General features: G+C 67.3%; 17 protein-coding genes. 10 read left to right on the forward strand and 7 right to left on the reverse strand.

Going from position 1 to position 19,852, the window contains the following annotated elements:
- The first annotated feature begins 78 nt into the window (after nucleotides 1-78).
- The 4 genes from maiA to H6717_39765 are packed head-to-tail and all read left to right on the forward strand — an operon-like array spanning nucleotide 79 to nucleotide 4,596.
- Nucleotides 79-1,464: a maleylacetoacetate isomerase gene (gene maiA / locus H6717_39750; protein ID MCB9583235.1), complete on the forward strand. Its 1,386-nt coding sequence runs from the start codon at nucleotides 79-81 to the stop codon at nucleotides 1,462-1,464.
- Nucleotides 1,465-1,474: 10 nt separating this feature from the next.
- Nucleotides 1,475-2,629, forward strand: coding sequence for a VOC family protein (locus H6717_39755; GenBank protein ID MCB9583236.1), 1,155 nt, complete (start codon nucleotides 1,475-1,477; stop codon nucleotides 2,627-2,629).
- A complete protein-coding gene (locus H6717_39760; GenBank protein ID MCB9583237.1) occupies nucleotides 2,629-3,786 on the forward strand; it encodes a homogentisate 1,2-dioxygenase in 1,158 nt (385 codons plus the stop codon). The genes H6717_39755 and H6717_39760 overlap by 1 nt, the downstream gene beginning before the upstream one ends.
- Before the next feature lie 30 nt (nucleotides 3,787-3,816).
- Entirely contained in the window at nucleotides 3,817-4,596 is a 780-nt protein-coding gene (locus H6717_39765) for a 1-acyl-sn-glycerol-3-phosphate acyltransferase (protein MCB9583238.1), read from the forward strand.
- Between the two features lie 73 nt (nucleotides 4,597-4,669).
- On the opposite strand, the gene H6717_39770 is transcribed toward H6717_39765, so the two are convergent.
- Complete coding sequence (locus H6717_39770; protein ID MCB9583239.1) at nucleotides 4,670-5,956, reverse strand: hypothetical protein; 1,287 nt, start codon at nucleotides 5,954-5,956, stop codon at nucleotides 4,670-4,672.
- A gap of 141 nt (nucleotides 5,957-6,097) precedes the next feature.
- Between H6717_39770 and H6717_39775 the strand changes: the two genes are divergently transcribed.
- From H6717_39775 to H6717_39785, 3 genes are all read left to right on the forward strand, one after another.
- Nucleotides 6,098-6,256, forward strand: coding sequence for a hypothetical protein (locus tag H6717_39775; GenBank protein MCB9583240.1), 159 nt, complete (start codon nucleotides 6,098-6,100; stop codon nucleotides 6,254-6,256).
- Between the two features lie 398 nt (nucleotides 6,257-6,654).
- A complete protein-coding gene (locus H6717_39780) occupies nucleotides 6,655-9,396 on the forward strand; it encodes an AAA family ATPase (protein ID MCB9583241.1) in 2,742 nt (913 codons plus the stop codon).
- A gap of 100 nt (nucleotides 9,397-9,496) precedes the next feature.
- Nucleotides 9,497-10,555 carry an alkene reductase gene (locus tag H6717_39785; GenBank protein ID MCB9583242.1) on the forward strand — a complete coding sequence of 353 codons (1,059 nt, stop codon included), beginning with the start codon at nucleotides 9,497-9,499 and terminating at the stop codon, nucleotides 10,553-10,555.
- A 3-nt stretch (nucleotides 10,556-10,558) separates the two neighbouring features.
- On the opposite strand, the gene miaA is transcribed toward H6717_39785, so the two are convergent.
- The 3 genes from miaA to H6717_39800 all read right to left on the reverse strand — a co-directional run bounded on the left by miaA (nucleotide 10,559) and on the right by H6717_39800 (nucleotide 14,021).
- The gene (gene miaA / locus H6717_39790) at nucleotides 10,559-11,443 is read right to left on the reverse strand and encodes a tRNA (adenosine(37)-N6)-dimethylallyltransferase MiaA (GenBank protein ID MCB9583243.1); all 885 of its coding nucleotides are present in this window, start codon (nucleotides 11,441-11,443) and stop codon (nucleotides 10,559-10,561) included.
- Nucleotides 11,444-11,632: 189 nt separating this feature from the next.
- On the reverse strand, nucleotides 11,633-13,411 hold the full coding sequence (gene mutL / locus H6717_39795) for a DNA mismatch repair endonuclease MutL (protein MCB9583244.1): 1,779 nt from the start codon (nucleotides 13,409-13,411) through the stop codon (nucleotides 11,633-11,635).
- Nucleotides 13,412-13,418: 7 nt separating this feature from the next.
- A complete protein-coding gene (locus H6717_39800; GenBank protein ID MCB9583245.1) occupies nucleotides 13,419-14,021 on the reverse strand; it encodes a hypothetical protein in 603 nt (200 codons plus the stop codon).
- A gap of 116 nt (nucleotides 14,022-14,137) precedes the next feature.
- Between H6717_39800 and H6717_39805 the strand changes: the two genes are divergently transcribed.
- Nucleotides 14,138-15,727 (forward strand): polysaccharide-degrading enzyme, encoded by a 1,590-nt coding sequence (locus H6717_39805; protein ID MCB9583246.1) that lies wholly within the window; start codon nucleotides 14,138-14,140, stop codon nucleotides 15,725-15,727.
- Here H6717_39805 and H6717_39810 read toward each other — a convergent pair.
- Genes H6717_39810 through rplU form a run of 3 tightly spaced genes read right to left on the reverse strand, consistent with a single transcriptional unit; the run spans nucleotide 15,719 to nucleotide 17,128 of the window.
- Nucleotides 15,719-16,603, reverse strand: a complete 885-nt coding sequence (locus tag H6717_39810; GenBank protein MCB9583247.1) for an HAD family hydrolase — start codon at nucleotides 16,601-16,603, stop codon at nucleotides 15,719-15,721. The two genes, H6717_39805 and H6717_39810, sit on opposite strands and share 9 nt — an antisense overlap.
- The gene (rpmA, locus tag H6717_39815) at nucleotides 16,546-16,812 is read right to left on the reverse strand and encodes a 50S ribosomal protein L27 (protein ID MCB9583248.1); all 267 of its coding nucleotides are present in this window, start codon (nucleotides 16,810-16,812) and stop codon (nucleotides 16,546-16,548) included. Before rpmA ends, H6717_39810 begins: the two co-directional genes overlap by 58 nt.
- Before the next feature lie 4 nt (nucleotides 16,813-16,816).
- Complete coding sequence (gene rplU / locus H6717_39820) at nucleotides 16,817-17,128, reverse strand: 50S ribosomal protein L21 (GenBank protein ID MCB9583249.1); 312 nt, start codon at nucleotides 17,126-17,128, stop codon at nucleotides 16,817-16,819.
- Between the two features lie 168 nt (nucleotides 17,129-17,296).
- On the opposite strand from rplU, the gene H6717_39825 reads away from it, so the two are divergent.
- Both H6717_39825 and H6717_39830 read left to right on the forward strand, forming a co-directional pair.
- Nucleotides 17,297-18,502 carry an acyl-CoA dehydrogenase family protein gene (locus H6717_39825; GenBank protein MCB9583250.1) on the forward strand — a complete coding sequence of 402 codons (1,206 nt, stop codon included), beginning with the start codon at nucleotides 17,297-17,299 and terminating at the stop codon, nucleotides 18,500-18,502.
- 17 nt (nucleotides 18,503-18,519) lie between these two features.
- Entirely contained in the window at nucleotides 18,520-19,740 is a 1,221-nt protein-coding gene (locus tag H6717_39830; protein ID MCB9583251.1) for an acyl-CoA dehydrogenase family protein, read from the forward strand.
- Nucleotides 19,741-19,852: the final 112 nt, after the last annotated feature.

Here is a 19,852-nt window from a genome sequence, read left to right on the forward strand (position 1 = left end):
CGCTGACTCGCTGGCCCAGGGCGGCGGCACGCCCCTCGACTTCGACAAGCTCGATGCGCCGCTGCCACGCGCCTACGAATGGGTCGACGGCTCCGCGTACATCAATCACATCGTCTTGGTGCGCAAGGCACGCAACGCCGAGCCGCCGGAGACGCTGCGTACGGATCCGCTGGTGTACCAGGGCGGTTCCGGCAAGCTCCTCGGTCCCCGGGACGCCATCGAGCTGCCGAACCCCGAGTGGGGACTGGACTTCGAAGCGGAGGTCGCCGTGGTCCTCGGCGACACGCCCCGGGGCGTGAAAGCTGCCGACGCGAGCCAGTACATCCGCCTGTTCCTGCTGGCCAACGACGTCACCTTCCGAAACCTCATCCCGCCGGAGCTGGCCAAGGGGTTCGGGTTCTTCACCAGCAAACCGGCCACGGCCTTTTCCCCCTTCGCCATCACCCCGGACGAGCTCGGGAGCGCCTTCCAGGACGGCCGAGTCCACCTCCGCCTCCGCTCCACCTACAACGGCAAGCTGGTCGGCGACCCGGAAGCCGGCCCGGAGATGCACTTCTCGTTCTTCCAGCTCATCGAGCACATCACCAAGACCCGCGCCTACACCGCCGGCACCATCTTGGGCAGCGGCACCGTGTCCAACGAGGATCGCGCCCGCGGCATCTCGTGCTTGGCGGAGCGCCGCATGATCGAGACCATCGAAAACGGCAAGCCCACCACGCCGTTCATGAAAGCTGGGGACACCATCGAGATCGAGATGGCCGACGCAAGCGGCAAGGATCTGTTCGGCAAGATCTCCCAGCGCGTGGTGTCGGCGTGAAGCTGTACAGCTACTGGCGGTCGAGCAGCGCCTGGCGCGTGCGCATCGTGCTCGAGCTGAAGGGCGTCTCCTACGAGTACGTTCCCGTGCACCTGCTGCGAAACGGCGGCGAGCAGCTGGCGGACGCCTTCCGCGCCAAGAACCCGCAACAACAGGTCCCGGTCTTGGAGATCGAGGAGAACGGCGAGACGATCCGCCTCGCCCAGTCCGTGGCCATCGTGGAGTACCTGGAGGAGACGCTTCCGGATCCCAAGCTTTTGGTTGGCTCGGCGCGGGACCACGCGCACGTCCGGCGTCTCGTGGAAATGGTCAATTCCGGCATCCAACCGCTGCAGAACTTGCAGGTGCTGAAGCGCATCAAGGCGCTGGGCGCCGATCCGCAGGAGTGGGGTCGGCGCGTCATCAGCGACGGGTTCGCGGCTCTGGAGGCCGCCATGGCCGCCCGCGCGGGTCGCTACGCGTTCGGTGACACCGTGACCCTGGCGGACGTGTACCTCGTGCCCCAGATGTACAATGCGCGGCGCTTCGACGTTCCGCTCGAAGCGTATCCAACTCTCACTCGGGTGGAGCAGGCCTTGACGGAGCTCGAGGCCTTCCGCCGTGCACACCCCGACGTCCAGCCGGACGCCGAGGTCGCCAGCAACTGAAGGAGAACGCATGCCCCAGGTCGAGTCCCTCGGTCTCCAGCGCGTGGAGGCCATCCACTACTACGTCCGCGATCTCGAGCGCAGCCGGCGCTTCTACGTCGATCGCATGGACTTTGCGGAGATCGGGGAGAGCAGCGAGGCCCTGGCGGAGGGTGGCAAGCAGCGCTCCGCCGCGTTCTCCGCGGGAGATTGCGTGATCCTGTGCTCCGAGCCTGTGGGCAAGGGCGGCCGCGCGGCGCGCTTCCTCAACAAGCACCCGGACGGCGTGGGCACCATCATCTTCCAGGTGGAGGACATTCGCCGGACCTTCGAGCTGCTCGATGGCCGCGGCGGAACGCCCATCGACGAGATCCAGCATTTCGAGGACGACGGCGGCAAGCTCGCCACCTTCAGCATCACCACGCCCTTCGGCGACACCACCTTTCGCTTCGTTCAGCGTGATGGCTACCGAGCGTTGCTCCCCGGCTTCGTGCACCACGCCGCGCCCAAGGGCGGCAAGAACGCGTTCGGCTTCGACGCCTTCGATCACATCACGTCGAACTTCCAGACCATGAGCCCAGCGCTCTTGTGGATGGAGCACGTGATGGGCTTCGAGCGCTACTGGGGCGTGGAGTTCCACACCGACGACGTGTCCCAGCGCGAGACGGGCATTGGCACCGGCCTCCGCTCCATCGTGATGTGGGATCCGAAGTCCGGAGTGAAGTTCGCCAACAACGAGCCGTACCGCCCGCACTTTCGCGCCTCTCAGATCAACCTCTTCAACGAAGACCACCGCGGCGATGGCGTGCAGCACGTGGCCATCACGGTGAAGGAGATCCTCGGCGCCGTGCGCGGCCTGCGGGCGCGCGGGGTGGAGTTCATGCCCACCCCCGGCAGCTATTACGACATGCTTCCGGATCGTCTCGAGCGCATCGGCGTGAAGAAGATCGACGAGGACGTGGCGGTGCTCCGGGACCTCGAGATCTTGGTGGATGGCGGCGAAAACCACTCCTACCTGTTGCAGATCTTCCTGAAGGACTCGGCGGGCTTGTACGAGCAGCCGGAGGCGGGGCCGTTCTTCTACGAGATCATCCAGCGCAAGGGGGACTCCGGCTTCGGTGCCGGCAACTTCCGCGCGCTGTTCGAGAGCATCGAGCGAGAGCAGCAGAGCGGGGGTCGCGTCTGATGCTGGAGCGAATCGCCGTTGGCGACGTTCCCAGGAAGCATCACATCGCGCTGCGTTCCCCCACGGGCAACCTCCGCTTCGAAGAGTGCGTCACTCGTGACGGCTTCGACGGGCCGTACACCATCCTCTACCACGAGCGTCGTCCCCACGCGCAGCACGTGTCGGCGCCCAAGCATGGCTTCCGCACTCCCGAGGCCGCCCTCAAGCGCAAGCTGGCCAAGCGCCACTACAAGAGCTTCGAGCTGCCCCGCACCGGGGGCGCGCCGGTGGACGTGCGCGTGCCGCTTTTGTTCAACGCCGACGTGGTCGCCGGCGTGTTGCACCCGGACGCCGACGATCCGGTGTATTTCAACAACGGCGACGCCGACGACCTGTACTACGTATTCGAGGGCGGCGGCACGCTGCGCTCCGTGTTCGGGGATCTGCGCTTCGAGCAGAACGACTACGTGTACGTTCCCCGGGGCACCATCCACCGCTTCATCCTGGACGTGGACAAGCCGCAGTACTGGCTGTCGCTGGAGTGCTTGGGCGGAATGGGGCTCCTTTCCCAGTGGCGAAACTCCGTGGGCCAGTTGCGCATGGACGCGCCCTACTGCCATCGCGACTTTCGGCTGCCGGTCCATCACGGGCCGCTGGACGAAGGCCTCCGAGAGCTGGTGGTCAAGAAGAACGGCGCCTTCCATGCCTTCAGCTACGACGCCTCGCCGCTGGACGTGGTGGGGTGGGACGGCGCCGTCTATCCCTGGGTGTTCCCCATCCTGAACTTTCAGCCGAGGGCTGGGTTGGTGCACCTGCCGCCGACCTGGCACGGCACCTTTGCCGCCCGCGGCGCGCTCGTCTGCAGCTTCGTGCCCCGCAAGGTCGACTTCCATCCCCAGGCCATCCCCTGCCCCTATCCCCACTCCTCGGTGGACGTCGACGAGATCATCTTCTACTGCCGCGGCAACTTCACCTCCCGCAAGGGAGTCGCGCCCGGCAGCATCTCGCATCATCCGGCGGGCATTGCCCACGGGCCGCACCCGGGCGCCTACGAGGCCAGCATCGGCAGCCAGGAGACCAGCGAGCTGGCGGTCATGCTCGACTGCTACCTGCCGCTGGAGGCCACACCCGAGGCGTTGGCCGTGGAAGACGCGACCTACCACGAGAGCTTCGTCTAACAGGCCCGAGCTCGTATATCATCCAGCAGGATGCAGTCGACGGAGGCGGGCGCAGGCGTCGTGCACGGGCGGAGCTCCACGTTCACCACGCTCTACAGCTTGGTGTTCTGGCCCTACCTGCTCGCTACGTGCGTGGTGCTCTTTGCCGTCTCGCTGTTGGTGTTCCTGATCACGGCGCCCTTCGATCGGCGGCGGCGGATCCTGCATCGCTACACGTGCTGGTGGGCGGCGCACTACCTTGCCTGGGCGCCCTTCGCCAGCGTGAAGGTGGAAGGCAAGGAGCACGTGCGCGGCATCGGCGCCTGCGTGTACGTCTCCAACCACCAGAGCATGGTGGACATCCTCGCGGTGTTCGCCAGCTATTTGGATTTTCTCTGGATCAGCAAGCGCGAGAACTTCTACGCGCCGTTCCTCGGTTGGAACATGGTCCTGAACGGCTACATCCCGCTCAAGCGCGGCTACCTGCCCAGCATTCGGCGCATGGTGCGCGCTTGCCGCGAGAAGCTCGCCGCGGGCCACAGCCTGTTCATCTTTCCGGAGGGCACGCGCTCCCCCGACGGCACCATCCAGAGCTTCTTTCGCGGCGCTTTCTATCTCGCCAACAAGAACCGCGTGCCCGTGGTTCCCATCGTGCTCGAGGGCACGAACCGCGTGCTTCCCAAGCGCAGCGCACGCGTCAATCCCGGTCCGGTGTTGGTGCGCGTGCTCGCGCCGGTGTATCCGTCCGAGGTGGGCTACGACGAGCAGGAGCTGATGCGCGTCGTGCGGGAACGTATGCTGGCCGAACAACGCCGCCTCCGCTCGCAGTGATGTTTCCGCGGCGGACCAACAACATTCTTCTTGGGAATGATGTCGGGGAACCGCGGAACCTCGCGTCGCTTTGCTAAGGAATGATCTCGTTGACGAAGTCGCCGTTGCCCGCGGCGTCGACGGGCAGCGAGGTGATGAACGCAGAAACGGTCGGGTTGCCGATGGGAACTCGGGCGATCACGAGTCGACCCTGAATCACGGCCATCGCGGTGCTGTCGACCAACGAGCTCAGCGCGGGAAGCGTGAACTCCCCGGTCTTTTGCTCGGTGGCGAGGTCGAATCGCTCCAGCTTCGATTTGCCAGCCGCCCAGGCGGTCGTCGCGTCGACAGCCAGGTAGCTCGCGTCCTTGTCGACGCTGATATTCGCAGTATTCGAGCCATCGAGCTTGGTGCTGGTGAGGTGACGGCTGAAACTCGTTTCCAGTGAGTACACCGTATCGCCGTAGGCGACGACCGCGTAGAGGAACTTCGCCAACGGACCGCATGTGATGGCGAGCTTTGCCCCGGCTTTCGAGAACTTCGCCCAGCTGCAGTCAGGCACGTTGACGCCGTCGGCAGTGTCCCACCGTAGCGCGAAGCCATTGGTGGTTGCGACCGAGAAGGGGCCATAGTCGACCCCCATGTTCGAGCCGAGGCTGTCGTAGCTGGCGAGGGTCGCGCCGGTTGACGAGATGAACAGCAACCGCGGCTCGTCACCATAAGCGTCGTGGTATTTTCGGGCGACCATGCCGACGCCCTGGTTCCAAGCCATGGTCGTCTTCTTGACATCGATGCTGTCCGTGACCTTGGTGGTCAGGGCTTTGACGCTGACGACCGTGCTGACATGGACGAGTCGCGTGAACAGCGTCGAGCTCGCGTAGGATTCGTGCAGCGCGTAGAAGTCGTCGCCGTCAGCCGCAACGTAGCCATCGGTCGTTAGGATCGTTCCCCCCGAGGCGGGCGCCAGCGCCATCGCGGTGGCAGGTTTGCCAGCGGTGTCGACGATCGCGCCATAAAGGCTCGCCTGCCTATGCCAGGTGACCAAGCAGCGCGTCGTCCCGCAAGCCAAGGCCACGTTCTTCGACTCACCCGCACCGCCCGAACCGCCGCTGCCACCCGTCGCGCCCGCACCGCCCGAACCGCCGCTGCCACCCGTCGCGACCGCACCGCCAGAGCCGCCGCCTGTGCCGGCTCCGCCATCGCTCGCGCCGGCCGCCCCCGCGCTGCCTGAGACTCCGCCTGCTCCACCGAGCGCCGCTCCGGCGCCGCCGCCGCTGCCGCCGAACGAGAAACCACCCGAACCGGCGACTCCACCCGAGCCAGCGTCACCCGCGTCGAGTGCGGAGCTGCCACCACTACCGCCACCGCAGGCGACGAACATCAGCGATGCTGCAAGCAGCGGAGCAGCGCCGTTACGAAGGCAAGACATCTCCCCAGGATGACCCATGGGCGAAGGTTCTGCTCATTACATGATCTTACATGATCTTACATGATGCAGCGGACCTGACACGGAGTCGCTCGAATGGGACCGGGCTCGTACGGAGTGGCGTACCACGGTCGACCGGCCGCCACCTTCACCGACGGTCTCGAGGAGGGGGTCGCGCTCGACGATAGCTATGCGTACTTCTTCTCGAGCAAGCTCGAGGGAAACGCATTGATGCGGATTCCCAAGGCGAAATGAAATCGGGCCAAGTCACGAAAGTGCGAACCTCGGGCGAATACGTCTATTGGCTCTACGAGCCCTGCATCCCAAAGCCTCCCCAGCTGATGCGAAGACGCGCGGATGGAACGGACGACGTGCTCGTGCTCGCAGAAGGAAGCACAAATACCTTCGCGGTTGGCTCGAGCCATGTGTACGTCAAGGCCCCTGTAGGCTACGGCATGGCCCGCGTCGCCAAGTGAGCGCCGTCCGCAAAGGTTCCGCGGCGGACCAACACATTCTTCTTCTGAATGATGTCGGGGAACCGGACAACCTCGCGTCGCCCTGGGCTCGGCTTGCTGGCTCCATGGCCAAACGCCACGGTGATGGGCACTCCCGGGCGCCTGGCGAAGGCGGTAACCTCTGGCTTCGTCCGCAGAATGCCCACGAAGCCGTCTCTCGTTTTGGTTCCCGCGACCCGCGCCAAGTCCGGCGCAGAGGCGGAGTCGCGTGCAGCGCTCGCAGCGCCCCCGCACCTTGCGCCGGAACGTGACGAGTTCGTCGGACGCGAAGCGGAGCTGGCAGAGCTGTTCGATGCTTGGCACTCTGGCCCGGGGCTGCGCTCGATCGTCGGCCCGGGAGGCAGCGGCAAGACGCGTCTCGCACAACGCTTTGCGCGGTTGCTGCAAGACACGCCCGAGGGTGCCGACGCGGTCGTGTTCTGCGATCTCTCGACGGCACGCACGGCCCTCGATTGCCTGAACGCCGTAGCGTGGGCGTGCGACGCGACCTTGCCGCGGCGGGGTGACACGGATGGGCTCATCGCGCATCTGGGACGAGTGCTGGCGCGTCGTGGTCGGTTGTTACTCGTGCTCGACAACGCGGAGCAGGTGCTCGACGTCTCCCGAGCGATGCTGGGTACCTGGCTCGATGCCGCACCGGAGCTGAGCTTGCTGGTCACGACTCGCGAGCGCCTGCGTGTACGCGGTGAGCGCTCTGTGACCTTGGGCCCACTTGCCCTGCCCAGCGCCGACGCGGATGCCGAGGCTATCTTGGCGACGGATGCGGTGCAGCTGTTTCTGGCGCGCGCGCAGGCGGTGCACCACGCCTTTCCGTCGGGTCCAGATGTGGCGCCGATCTTGGGGCAGCTGGTGCAAAAGCTCGAAGGCCTGCCGCTGGCGATCGAGCTGTGCGCCGCACGGGCGAGCGTGCTCGGCCCTGCGGAGCTGCTGGCGCGGATCGAGCGACGACTCGAGACCTTGGTCAGCCGCGTCGCGTCCGTTCCACGTCACGCGACTCTGAGGGCGGCGCTGGATTGGTCGTGGCAACTATTGGATCCGCTGCAACAGCGGGCCATCGGACAGTGCGCGGTGTTCCGCGGTGGCTTCGATCTGGCGGCGGCAGAAAGCGTGCTGGACCTGAAGGCGCCCACCCTGGACGTGCTCGAGGCGCTGATCGACAAATCTCTGATCAAGGTGCAAGACGGCGCGTACGGTCAGCGGCGCTTCGCGCTGCTCGAAAGCGTGTGCGAGCTGTGTGACGAACGCGCGGACCCCGTGGAACGCGCCGCCGTGGAGGAGCGCCACGCGCGCTACTACCTGGACGTAGCCGCGCCCTGGGCCGAGCGTGCTTCACGTAGCGGCGACAGCAAGAGTCGAGAGCTCCTGGAAGCGGAGTCGCACAATCTGCTGGCGGTGCACGCACGCGGTGTGCGCCGCCTGGCACGCGAACAAGCCCTTGCGGCCGCGTTGTGCCTCGAACCGCTCTATGCGCGGCGAGGACCCTTGGGTCGATTCGTCGATCTGATCGACGAGGCCATGCCACCCGCGGAGCTCATTGACACACTTCGAGGAGACGCCCCAGACCTGACGGACGCGCTCCTGCGCAGAGCGTGGCTGGCGCGAGGCATCGCCAAGCGCGCGGCCGGGGACATCGCCGGCGCCGTGCTGGACCTGCAGCGCGCCCGGGATGGCGCCGCCGACACGACGGCCGTGTGGGCGGCCGCTCAGCTGGGCGTCGCCCACTTGGTGTTGCGCAAGCAAGACGAAGCGGAGTCGCTGCTACAAGTGGCGCTCGAGCAGGCCGAAGCGCTCGGAGATCCTTTCGCCAGCGGGCAAGTGCACGCGGCCTACGCCATCCTTCGTGGCGCTCAGGAGCGCCTGGACCAGGCTTTCGATCACGACAAGGCTGCAGCGGGCTGCTTTCGCAAGGTGGGCGCGACGAGCGAGGAAGCGATCATGCAGTTCTTCCGCGGCTACCTCCACCTTTCCCAAGGCTCCTTCGCCGAGGCGGAGCACTACCTCACCGTAGGGTTGGAGGCCTTGCGCGAGATCGGCGAGCGGCGACTGGAAGCGCACGCCCTCGCGGACCTGGGTATGCTGCGCATCGATCAGCGCCGCCCTGCGGATGCTCAGACGTTTCTGAGCGACGCCATCAAGATCGCCGCCGATGTAGGTGACGACCACTGCCGGGGGTTGGCCCACGGCTACGCAGGACAAAACGAGCTGGAGCGCGGGGCACTGGAACGGGCGCGAGAGCATTTCCTGGAAGCGGTCCAGATCCTCAGTGCAGTGGGAGATCGGCGCTGGGTGGCCCAGTTCCGCGCGCCGCTTGCTTGCGTCGAGACGTTGTTGGGTCGGCGGGTACTCGGCTCGGAGCTCTTCGAGGAAGCGGAGCGCGAGACGAGGGAAGCGGGCGAAGGACACGATGCCCTCGTCGTCGCCGGATGGCGAGCGATCGTCGCGCGACACGACGGTGATTCCGAACCAGCTCGTGCGGCCCTCGAGTCAGCGCCGGAAAGCCCGCCGTACCACTTGCGTGCAGTGCTTCGCCTCTTGGCTTCCGATGCGCGCCGACCCGCGGGGCCGGTGCTCAGCGTCGGTCCGGATGCCTCGTGGTTCGAAATCGACGGAGAGCGAGTGTCCCTCGTGAGACGCGGCAATCTCCGCCGCATTCTGCAAGCGCTACTGAAGGCCAAGGATGCGGAACCGCCCGAGGCGTGCGACGTTTCTGCGCTTTTCGAGGCAGGTTGGCCCGACGAACGGCTGAACGTGTCTTCGTCTCACCGAGTGCACGTGGCCATGGCCACGTTGCGCAAGTTGGGACTCGCCAAGGTGCTCGTCACCCAGAGCGAAGGCTATCGGCTGGGCGACGAGGTCAAGGTCGATCGCGTGGACGCCTAGCGTTGGACTTGATGGGTTTGTCGGGGCGCCGGACAACCTCGCGTCGCCCTGAAGCACTCCTTGACGCGCAGCCCGACGCCGCAATATGCCCGCCCTCGAAATGTCCTCGCTCTTCGAACCGCTGGTCGTCGGCGACCTCACCCTGCCCAATCGCGTCGTCATGGCTCCGCTCACGCGCTGCCGCGCGAGCGATGGGCGCATGCCCAATGCGCTGATGACGGAGTACTACGGCCAGCGCGTGGGGGCGGGGCTGATCATCAGTGAAGCGACGTCCGTCTCGCCCATGGGCGTCGGCTATCCCGACACCCCCGGCATCTGGTCGGAGCCCCAGGTGGAGGGCTGGAAGCGCATCACCGGCACCGTGCACGAAAAGGGCGGACGCATCTTCTTGCAGCTGTGGCACGTCGGGCGCGTGTCGCATCCGTCGTACCTGAATGGTGAGCTCCCAGTGGCACCCAGCGCCATCGCCCCGCGCGGGCACGTGAGCCTGGTTCGCCCCAAGACACCGTTCGTCACCCCGCGGGCGCTGGACCGCTCCGAGCTTTCCGGCATCGTCGAGGCCTACGGCAAAGGCGCGGAGAACGCGAAGCGCGCGGGCTTCGACGGCGTGGAGATCCATGGCGCCAACGGGTACCTGCTCGATCAGTTCCTGCAAGACGGCAGCAATCAGCGCACCGACGACTACGGCGGCCCAGTCGAGAATCGCGCGCGGCTGATGCTGGAGGTGACGGACGCCGTCGCCTCCGTCTGGGGGCCGCGTCGAGTGGCCATGCACCTCGCGCCCCGGGGGGATGCCCACAGCATGGGCGATTCCGATCCGCTGCGGACGTTCACCTACGTGGCCCGGGAGCTCGGGCAGCGGAAGATCGCGTTCATCTGCGCTCGGGAGCACACCGGGGAAGATCGCATCGGCCCCGAGCTGAAGCAGGCCTTCGGCGGCGTCTACATTGCCAACGAAGGCTTCACGCGGGAGACCGCCCAGCAGGTGATCGACGCCGGAGAAGCGGACGCGGTGGCGTTCGGAAAGCTGTTCATCGCCAATCCGGACCTGCCCGAGCGCTTTCGCACGGGGGCCGCGCTCAACACGCCCCAGTCCGAGACCTTCTACACCCACGACGCTCACGGCTACACGGACTATCCGGCGCTGCCCGCGGCGTGAGCCTCAAACGGTGGGGTGCGCTCCGGGCGCCAGCCACTCCACGGGCTCGTCCCGGAGCCAAGTGCGCTGTCGCCGCACGAACACCCGCGTCGCGCGGTAGATGCGATCGCCGAGCTCGTCGTCGTTCGTCGGGCCTTCGCTGGCGAGGGCTTCGGCGATCTGCCGGTAGCCCACCGAGCGCATGGCGCGCGCGTCGCCGTAGCCGGCGGCGATCAAGCGCTTCACTTCCTCGAGCCAGCCGGCGGCGAGCATGGCGCGGGTGCGCGTCAAGATGCGCGCGTCGAGCTGTGGCCGCGGCCAGTCGATACCGACGAGGCGCGCCGCGTGGCGCGGCTCCTTGAAGCCGTGGTCGGCGTGCCAGCGGCTCAGCGGCACGCCGGTCAGCTCGAAGACCTCCAGGGCGCGGCTCACGCGGACGAAGTCGTTGGGATTGAGGCGCGCGGCACTTTCGGCGTCCACCTGGGCGAGGCGTCGGTGCACGGCTCCGCGCCCTTCGGCGTCCGCCAGGGCACGGTGCTCCGCGCGCAGCGTTTCGTCCGCCGGCGGCGCTTCCGCCAGGCCGAACACCAGCGCGCGCACCCACAGGAACGTCCCGCCGCACACGATCGGCACGCGACCGCGGCCGCGAATGTCGCTGATGGCGGCTTCCGCCATTTGCGCCCAGCGCGCGGCGTCCATGGGCTCCAGGGGATCCACTGCGTCTACCAGGTGGTGGGGCGCCCGCGCGCGCTCCTCAGCGTTCGGCTTGCCGCTGCCCACGTCGAAGTGGCGCACCACCTGTACGCTGTCCGCGCTGATGACCTCGCCGCCGATCTTCTCGGCGACGTTCACGGCCAGGGCCGTCTTCCCGGACGCCGTGGGTCCGACGATCACGAGCAGCGGCTTCACTCGACGCCTCGCCACACCAGCGAAGCCCAAGAGACCAACCGCCACGTCGCCAAGAGCGCCAAGTTGGACTGGCTTCGCGCGTATGGACTCGTGGCGACGCTTGCCTCGTCCACATGAAACCGTTTGTCTCTCACGAAACCATGCCTCGGCCTGGCGCCTGCTCGATGACTCGGGGCTCTCTTCGCCTGCCTAACGACGACCCACCTTGCGATCCAGCTCGTTCCAGCTCGTGAACGTCACCACCGGACGGCCGTGGGGGCAGTGCCCGGCGAAGTCCGCGTGATCCAACGCTTGCAGGAGTGCCGTCGCTTCCTCCGGCGACAGCGGGTCCCCCGCCCGGATGGAGCCGTGACACGCCATCGTGGCCAGGGCGAGGTCCACCGCGTTGGAGAAGCCGCGTCCGCCGGTGCGCATCATCTCCGACAACAGATCCCGCACCAATCGCTCCGGGCTGGCGCGCTGGAGCAACCGTGGCACGGCGTGGATGCTGACGCTCTCCGGGCCGCGCACCCGTAGATCCAAGCCGGCGCCGGCCATCGCTTCACCATGTTGCTCGACGAACTCCGCCTCGGCGGCCGTCACCTCGATGGTGAGCGGGAACAGCAGCGCCTGACTCGCCACGTTCTTCTGCCCGTAGGCCTTGCGCAGCCGGTCGAAATTCACGCGCTCCGCGGCGGCGTGTTGATCCAAGACGTAGAGGCCGTCTTCGGCCTCGCACACCAGGAACGTCTGCCGCACCTGAGCGACGAAGCGGAGGGACGCCCACTGCTTTTCCGGACGCGGCTGGATGGGTGCAGCCGCGGAATCGCGGACTGCCAGCACCGGCTCCGGCGCTGCTTCTTCCGGCTGCGCCGCAGGGGTCGCTGCGGGAGTTGCCGCGCCGGACAAACCCCAAGGATCCGGTCCATCATCCCGCTTCTTGGGGAAGCCGGGGACGGGCGCCTGAGGGCGATGGCCCCAGGGCGAACGCGACGGCGCGGGCAGCGAGAAGGCGCTGGCCAGCGCCTTGGACAGCACGGAGTAGAGCGCGTCGCTCGTGGCGCGGGGATCGGCGAAGCGCACCTCGGCCTTTTGCGGATGCACGTTCACGTCCACGAGCTCCGCCGGCAGATCCACGAACACCACGCCGCGGGGATAGCGCCCGCGCTCGAGCACACTGCCGTACGCCTGCGCCACGGACAGCGCGAGCGCGCGATCCTTCACCGGGCGGCCGTTCACGAGCAGACGCAGTCCGCCGGCTCCCGCCCGCGCCCGCTCGGGGCGGGACAGGAACGCCTCCACCCGAAGCGGCCCCCGCTCGCCGCGGCACGCCGCCAGATCCTCGTCCGGGTTCAGCTGTGCCACGCGCTCTTCTCGGCTGCTCGCGCGCAGCCACTCGCGCACTTGGCGACCGTCGCGCTCGAGGGTGAACGTCACTTCCGGGCGCGCCAGCGCGGCCGCCTCGAGCACGTCCGACACGTGGCCGGACTCCGTGCCCGTCGAGCGCAGGAACTTACGGCGCGCCGGCACGTTGAAGAACAGATCTTCCACCATCACGGTGGTGCCCACGGCCATGCCCGTCGGAGTCACACTGGGAGTCGCGCCCCCTTCGATGCGGATCTCCACTCCGGCGTCACCCTCGCGCGCGCGGCTCCGCAGCGTGAAGCGGCTCACGCTCGCGATGCTGGGCAGCGCCTCCCCCCGGAAGCCGAAGCTCGCCACGTGGGACAGCTGCTCGAGGCTCTGGAGCTTGCTGGTGGCGTGACGCTCGACGGCGAGCGCCGCGTCTTCCGAGGTCATGCCGCTGCCGTCGTCGCTCACGGACAGGAGCGCGACACCACCGGCGGCGATGGCCACGTCGCAACGCGTGGCGCCGGCGTCCAGCGCATTCTCCACCAGCTCCTTGACGGCGCTCGCGGGACGCTCGACCACCTCGCCCGCGGCGATCTGGTTCGCCAGCTCCGGCGATAGCACCCGGATGCGGCCCATGGCGTCGTCAGCTTTCTTCGCCGGTGCGCGACTCCGCCGGAGCCAGAAGCTCCCGGGCCGAGCGGCGCGTGACCGCCAGCGCGCTGAGCCCCAGCACCACCAGCTGGATGCCGAACCCCAGGCGGAACGACCACCACCATTTGGCGCGCACGGCATCGTCGGACATGCCCGCCGCGCGCTCTTCCATGCCGCTCGCCACGACGGCTTCCACCACCCGCTCTCGGAGCGGTTGGCGCAACGAGTAGCCGACGATCAGCACGGCGACGTTGGCCAGGATCACCTGCAGCGCGAAGGACGGGGACGCGCGCCGGCCGAACAGCGCCTTGGCCGCCACGCCCACCAGCAGACCACCGACCAGGAGCTCGGCGATGCCCAGCGGCAAGGCGCTCTTGGCGGAGCTCGAGAGCGCGTGGACGAAAGCCGTGCGCACCACCGTTTCCAAGTCCGGGGTGCCGACCGTGGAGGGCACGACGTCCAATGGGTTTCGCACCACCTGGATCGCGACCCAACCTTCCGCGGCGGCGTTCATGCCCACCAGCCACATGGCCACCAGGGCGATCACCAAGAAGATGGGGCGCCGGGTGTTGCTGGTTTCCTCGTGCTCAGACACCAACACGGCCTCTAGCACGACGGGTCTCCCGGAGCGACACCAGGACGGCTGCTATCCTGTCCTCCATGACGGCTCGGGTGTTGGTGCTCATCGCGCTTCTCACCGCGCTCCCGCGCATGGCGCAGGCGGCGGACTACGAGGTTGGTCCAGGGCAGGCCTACGCTGCCATTGGCGACGTGCCGTGGGAGTCCCTCGCGCCGGGAGACCACGTGCTCATCCACTGGCGCGACACACCGTACAAGGAAAAGTGGGTCATCGGCGTGAGCGGCACCGAAGCAGCCCCCATCGTGATCTCCGGTGTGCCCGCGGCGGACGGCAAGCTGCCGGTGATCGACGGCAACGGCGCCACCACCCGCACCGAGCTCGACTACACCAACGAGGTGCGCGGGGTCATCAAGATCGGGACTTCCAGCGTGCCGCCGGAGACCACGCCAGCGTGGATCGTGATCGAGAACCTGGACGTGCGCTCGGGCAGGCCGCCCTTCACCTTCACGGATCACTCCGGGGGCACTCAGAGCTACGTCGACAACGCCGCCTCCATCTACGTGGAGAAGGCGCAGCACCTGGTGATCCGGAATTGCATCATTCGCGACTCCGGCAACGGCCTGTTCATCGGCGTGTTCAACGGCGAGACCCAGGACGTCTTGGTGGAAGGCAACTACGTCTACGACAACGGCATCGAGGGCAGCTTCTACCAGCACAACAGCTACACCGCGGCGCTGGGCATCACGTTTCAGTACAACCACTACGGCCCGCTGCGCACCGGTTGTGGCGGCAACAACCTCAAGGACCGCTCTGCCGGCACCGTGATTCGCTACAACTGGCTCGAGGGCGGCAACCGCCAGCTGGACCTGGTAGACGGAGAGGATCACCCCAGCGTCCCGAACAGCCCCAGCTATCACGAGACCTTCGTGTACGGGAACGTGCTGTTCGAGCCCAACGACGACGGCAACAGCCAGATCGTCCACTACGGTGGCGACAGCGGCGACGAGTCCATCTACCGCAAGGGAACGCTCTATTTCTACAACAACACCGTGGTCTCGCACCGCAGCGGCAACACCACGCTGCTGCGCCTGTCCACCAACGAGGAGCACGCGGACGTCCGCAACAACGTCATCTCCGTGAGCGGAGCCGGCTCCTCCCTGGCAATGCTGGGGGAGAGCGGCGTGCTGAACCTGCAGAACAACTGGATCACCAGCGGCTGGGTCGACAGCCACGACAACTTCGGCGGCACCCTGACGGACGGCGGCAACCTCGACGGCGAGAGCGCGCCGGGCTTCGTGAGCGACGCCGACTTCCATCTCGCCGCCGGCTCTTCCTGTATCGACGCGGGCATGGCGCAGGCCCCCGCCGTGCTGCCCGCCAACGACGTCTTGAACCAGTACGTCGTGCACCAGGCCGGGCAGGCGCGCCCGCAGGTGGGCAGCCTCGATCTCGGCGCCTTCGAGCTCTGCGACAGCGACTGCCCGACCCCCGACGGCGGCGTGATCACGCCGGACGCGGGCACCGGCGGCAGCGGCAACACCGGTGGCAGCGGCAACACCGGAGGCGGCAAGAACAACACCGGCGGTAGCAACGCTGCCAGCGGCTCCGGTGACGACTCCGGCTGCGGCTGTCGTGCGGCCCCCGCGCCCGTCAGCGCCTTCGCGGGGCTGTCCTTCGGCGCCTTGGCGCTGCTCTTGCTCCGCCGGCGGCGACTACAGTAGCCCCGCGCGCTCCGCGGCCTCCGCGATGCCGCCGCCGCTCCAGGCGTCGGCATCGAGCACGTGCTTTGCCGCGCTCTTCACCGACTCTGGCGCTTGCGCCATGGCGTAGCTTCGCCCCACGGCGCGCAGCATGGGCACGTCGTTCAACCAATCTCCGACGGCCACCACGTCTTCCAGGCTCACGCCGTGGTAGCGCGCGATCCACTCCACCGCCGTGGCCTTCGACACGCCGGCGGCCCGCGCCACCATGCCCCAAGTGCCGCGAAACCCTTCGCGCCCTACGGGGAAGGTGATCGACGAAAGCCCCGACTCCGCCGACAGCTCCTTGGCGGTGCGCTCTATCTGCGCTTGATCGCCAACACTGACCACCGCCGCCACTCCCTGGATGCTGTGCCAGGTTTGTTTGTCGGTCAGGCGCGGAAGCCGTCGCGCGCGCGCCGACCACTGCCGCACGTAGGGCAGGAAGGGCTCGCCGCGATCGTCGTGGATGATCTCGTCGCCGGCGAACAGAAACGACACCGGCGCATGACGTTCGAGGGCACTCAAGAGCACGTCGCGGGCGAAGTCCGAAAGCGGATGTCGCGCCAGGTGCTCGTCGGTTGCGGCATCCACGATGTGGCTGCCATCGAGGCAGCCTATGGGGCCGGACAGGGAAAGGCTCTGGGCGATGTGCCGCGTGCCGGAGTACATCCGTCCGGTGCACACGCTCACGACCACGCCGCGCTCGAGCAGCGCCGCGATGGCTCGACGGTCTTGTTCGTGAACCTCGCCGTCGGACGTCAGCAGCGTCCCGTCGAGATCCGTGACGAGCAGCTCAGTCAGTTGGCAGCGCTGGCGGGGTAGACCGAGACCTTCTTCTTGTCCTTGGTCTGCCACTCGTAGGCAACGGTGCCGTCGACCAACGCGAACAAGGTGTAGTCACGCCCTACGCCCACGTTGCGTCCGGGAGCGATGGTCTGACCGACCTGGCGCACCAAGATGCCACCCGCACGCACGGACTCACCGCTGTAGACCTTCACGCCACGATGCTGCGCGTTCGAGCCGCGACCGTTGCGTGTGGAGCCGCCACCTTTTTTGTGTGCCATGTCTTCAGCCCTGAATCCCGGTGATCTTGACCTGAGTCAGCGCCTGACGATGACCGGCCTTGCGGCGGTACTTCTTGCGGCGCTTGAACTTGAACACGATGAGCTTGTCGCCACGAGTCTGAGCGACGATCTCGCCGCTCACCTTGGCGCCACTCACCGTGGGCTTGCCGATCTTCGGCGTGTCTCCGCCAACGAGCAGCACCTCGTCGAACGAAATTTTGGCTCCCGGTTCACCTTCGAGCTTCTCCACCTTGATGGTGTCGCCCTCGGAAACCCGGTACTGCTTGCCGCCTGTGCGAATGACTGCCGTAGACATCGGAAGGGCGGGGACCCTAGATCGAGCGCCCCTGCTGCGCAAGCTCAGACGGCGGAAAATAAGCACTGAACGCCGATCTAGGTCTCCGGATTGGCCCATTGGCCGAATGGCCTTGACCGGGCTATGTAGCGCAACTACGTAGCTGGGAACCCCAGCCGGAGGCCTGCGATGATTTCGTTCGAGCCGACGGAAGACCAGCTCCTGATCCAGGGCACGGTCTCCGACTTTGCCAAGAGCACCCTCGCGCCGCGCGCCCGCGAGCTCGAGAAGGCTCGGGCCGTGCCCGAAGACCTTCGTCGCGCGGTCCAAGAGATGGGGCTCAGCATGGCGAGCGTGCCGGAAGAGCTTGGCGGGCAAGGCCTCGGCCTGCTGACGGCGGTGCTCATCAACGAGGAGCTCGCGCGAGGGGACGCCGCCGCGCCCTTCGGATTGCCCGGCTTCGGTGCCTACATCGCCGCGGTGCTCGAGCTCGGCAGCCCAACGCAGCAGAAGGAGCTCCTCGCGCCCTTCGCGGATCCGAGCGCGACGGACGCGTTCGGCGCCGTGGCCTGGAGCGAGCTTTCGCCGAATCGCGAGCGTCCGGGATTCTCCACGGTGGCCAAGGCCGCCGGCGGCGCCTTCGAGCTCACGGGCAAGAAGTGCTTCGTGGGCAACGCCGAGCTGGCGCGGAGCTTCGTGGTGTTCGCGCAGGTCGACGAGACTCGGGGCTGGCGCGGCATCGAAGCGTTCGTCGTTCCCAAAGCTGCCCCTGGCCTCAGCGTCACCGCGCGGCATCAGACGTTGGGGCTCGATTGCGCGAGCTTCGGTGAGGTCTCCCTCGAAGGAGTGAAGGCCGAGCGCCTCGGCGAAGGCACCGAGGTGCCCCGGGCGGCGCTGCGTTTCTTCGCCAAGTATGCCCTGGTGGTCGCCGCGCGGCAGGTCGGGTTGGCCCGCGCGGCCTTCGAGATCGCGCGGGAGTACTGCGACATCCGCACCGCCTTCGGCAAACCCATCGGTCATTTCCAGGCCATCGCCTTCACCCTGGCGGATCGCCACATGGACGCCGAGAGCGCCGCCGAGCTGTGCCGTCGCGCCGCGTGGATGTGGGACAGCGCAAAGGACGAGCCCAGCTGTCTGCTCGCGACCGCGCACGCCGTTTCCCACGCCCACGAGGCCGCCATGCGCGCGGGGGACGATGCCGTTCAGCTGCACGGTGGCGCCGGATTCATGCGTGACGTGATCGTCGAGAAGATGATGCGCGACGCGAAGCAGATGGCGCTCTCCGGCGCCACGGCGGAGCACATGGATCAGCTTGCGGCCGCCGTGGCCGTGGGCGCCGAGCTGGATCCCGCGCTGGTGTTGCCCACCCCCGAAACCCAAGCCGTGTTCACCTGAGCATCGAGGAGCCGACGATGATTGAGCTCACGCTGACCTCGACCCAACGCATGCTCCAAGAGGCGCTGCACGACATGGGCAAGAACGTCATTCGACCCCAGAGCCTCGCATGGGATCGCGACAAGGCCATCGACCTCGACTTCTTGCGCAACTTCTACAACATGAGCCAGGCCCTGCGCGGGGAGAACAACCCCATGGAGGACTTCCAAGAAGGTCCCAAACAGCGCGACGACAAGAAGCCGAGCCAGACGAATCGCACCGCCGCCATTGGCGCCGAAGAGCTGGCCTGGGCGGACGCCTCCATCATGCTCAGCTTGCCGGGCCCCGGTCTCGGCGGGCCGCCGCTCCGGAGCTCGGGAACGCCCGAGCAGAAGGAGCGCTTCTTCAGCATCTTCCGCGACATGACCAAAGAGCTTCGCTGGGGCGCGTATGGCCTCACGGAGCCGGGGGCCGGCAGTGACGTGGCCGGCATTCGCACCAGCTGTCGCAAGGACGGCGACGGCTACGTGCTCAACGGTCGCAAGTGCTACATCACCAACGGCGGCCGCGCGGCGTGGGTGGTGATCTTCGCCACCGTGGATCCGACCCTGGGCCGCGCCGGTCACCGCGCGTTCGTGGTGGAGAAGGGCACGCCCGGCTTCTTCGTCGGAAAGATCGAAGACAAGATGGGTCTCCGCGCCAACGAGACCGCGGAGCTCGTGCTCGAGGACTGCTTCGTTCCGGTCGACAATCTTCTCGGCGGCGAGGAGCGCTACCAGACGAAGGAAGGCTTCATGACGGCCATGAAGACCTTCGACAACACGCGCCCCCTCGTCGCCGCCATGGCCATCGGCATCGGTCGCGCCGCCTACGAGTACGCCGCGGACTTCGTGAAAGACAACTACATGCTGTCACGGCCGATCCCGCGCTACGCCGCCATCGCCGAGCGCCTCGCGCGCGTCGGTCGCAACCTGGAAGCCGCCCGCATGCTCACTTGGAAGGCCGTGTGGATGGCCGACCACCACTTGCCCAACGCCAAGGAAGCCAGCATGAGCAAGGCGCTCGCCGGCAAGGCCGCCATTGGCGCCTGCATCGACGCCATCGAGATCTGTGGCGCCCACGGCTCCCTCGCCGACGACCATGCGCTGCTCGAAAAGTGGTTCCGCGACATCAAGGTGTACGACATCTTCGAGGGCACCGGGCACATCCAGCGCGTCGTGATCAGCAAGCGCATTCTATCGGGCCTCAAGGCCTTCTGACTCCGTTTGCATTTTCATGTCGGAGCGGCGCGACGCCCGTCCCGTGACGGAAGTCGCGCCGCGGCCAGCCGTCGTCCCATGACGGGCGTCGCGCCGCGGCCAGCCGTCGTCC

The organism is Polyangiaceae bacterium (genome assembly GCA_020633235.1).
In the GTDB taxonomy this organism is placed as follows: Bacteria; Myxococcota_A; Polyangia; order Polyangiales; family Polyangiaceae; genus JACKEA01.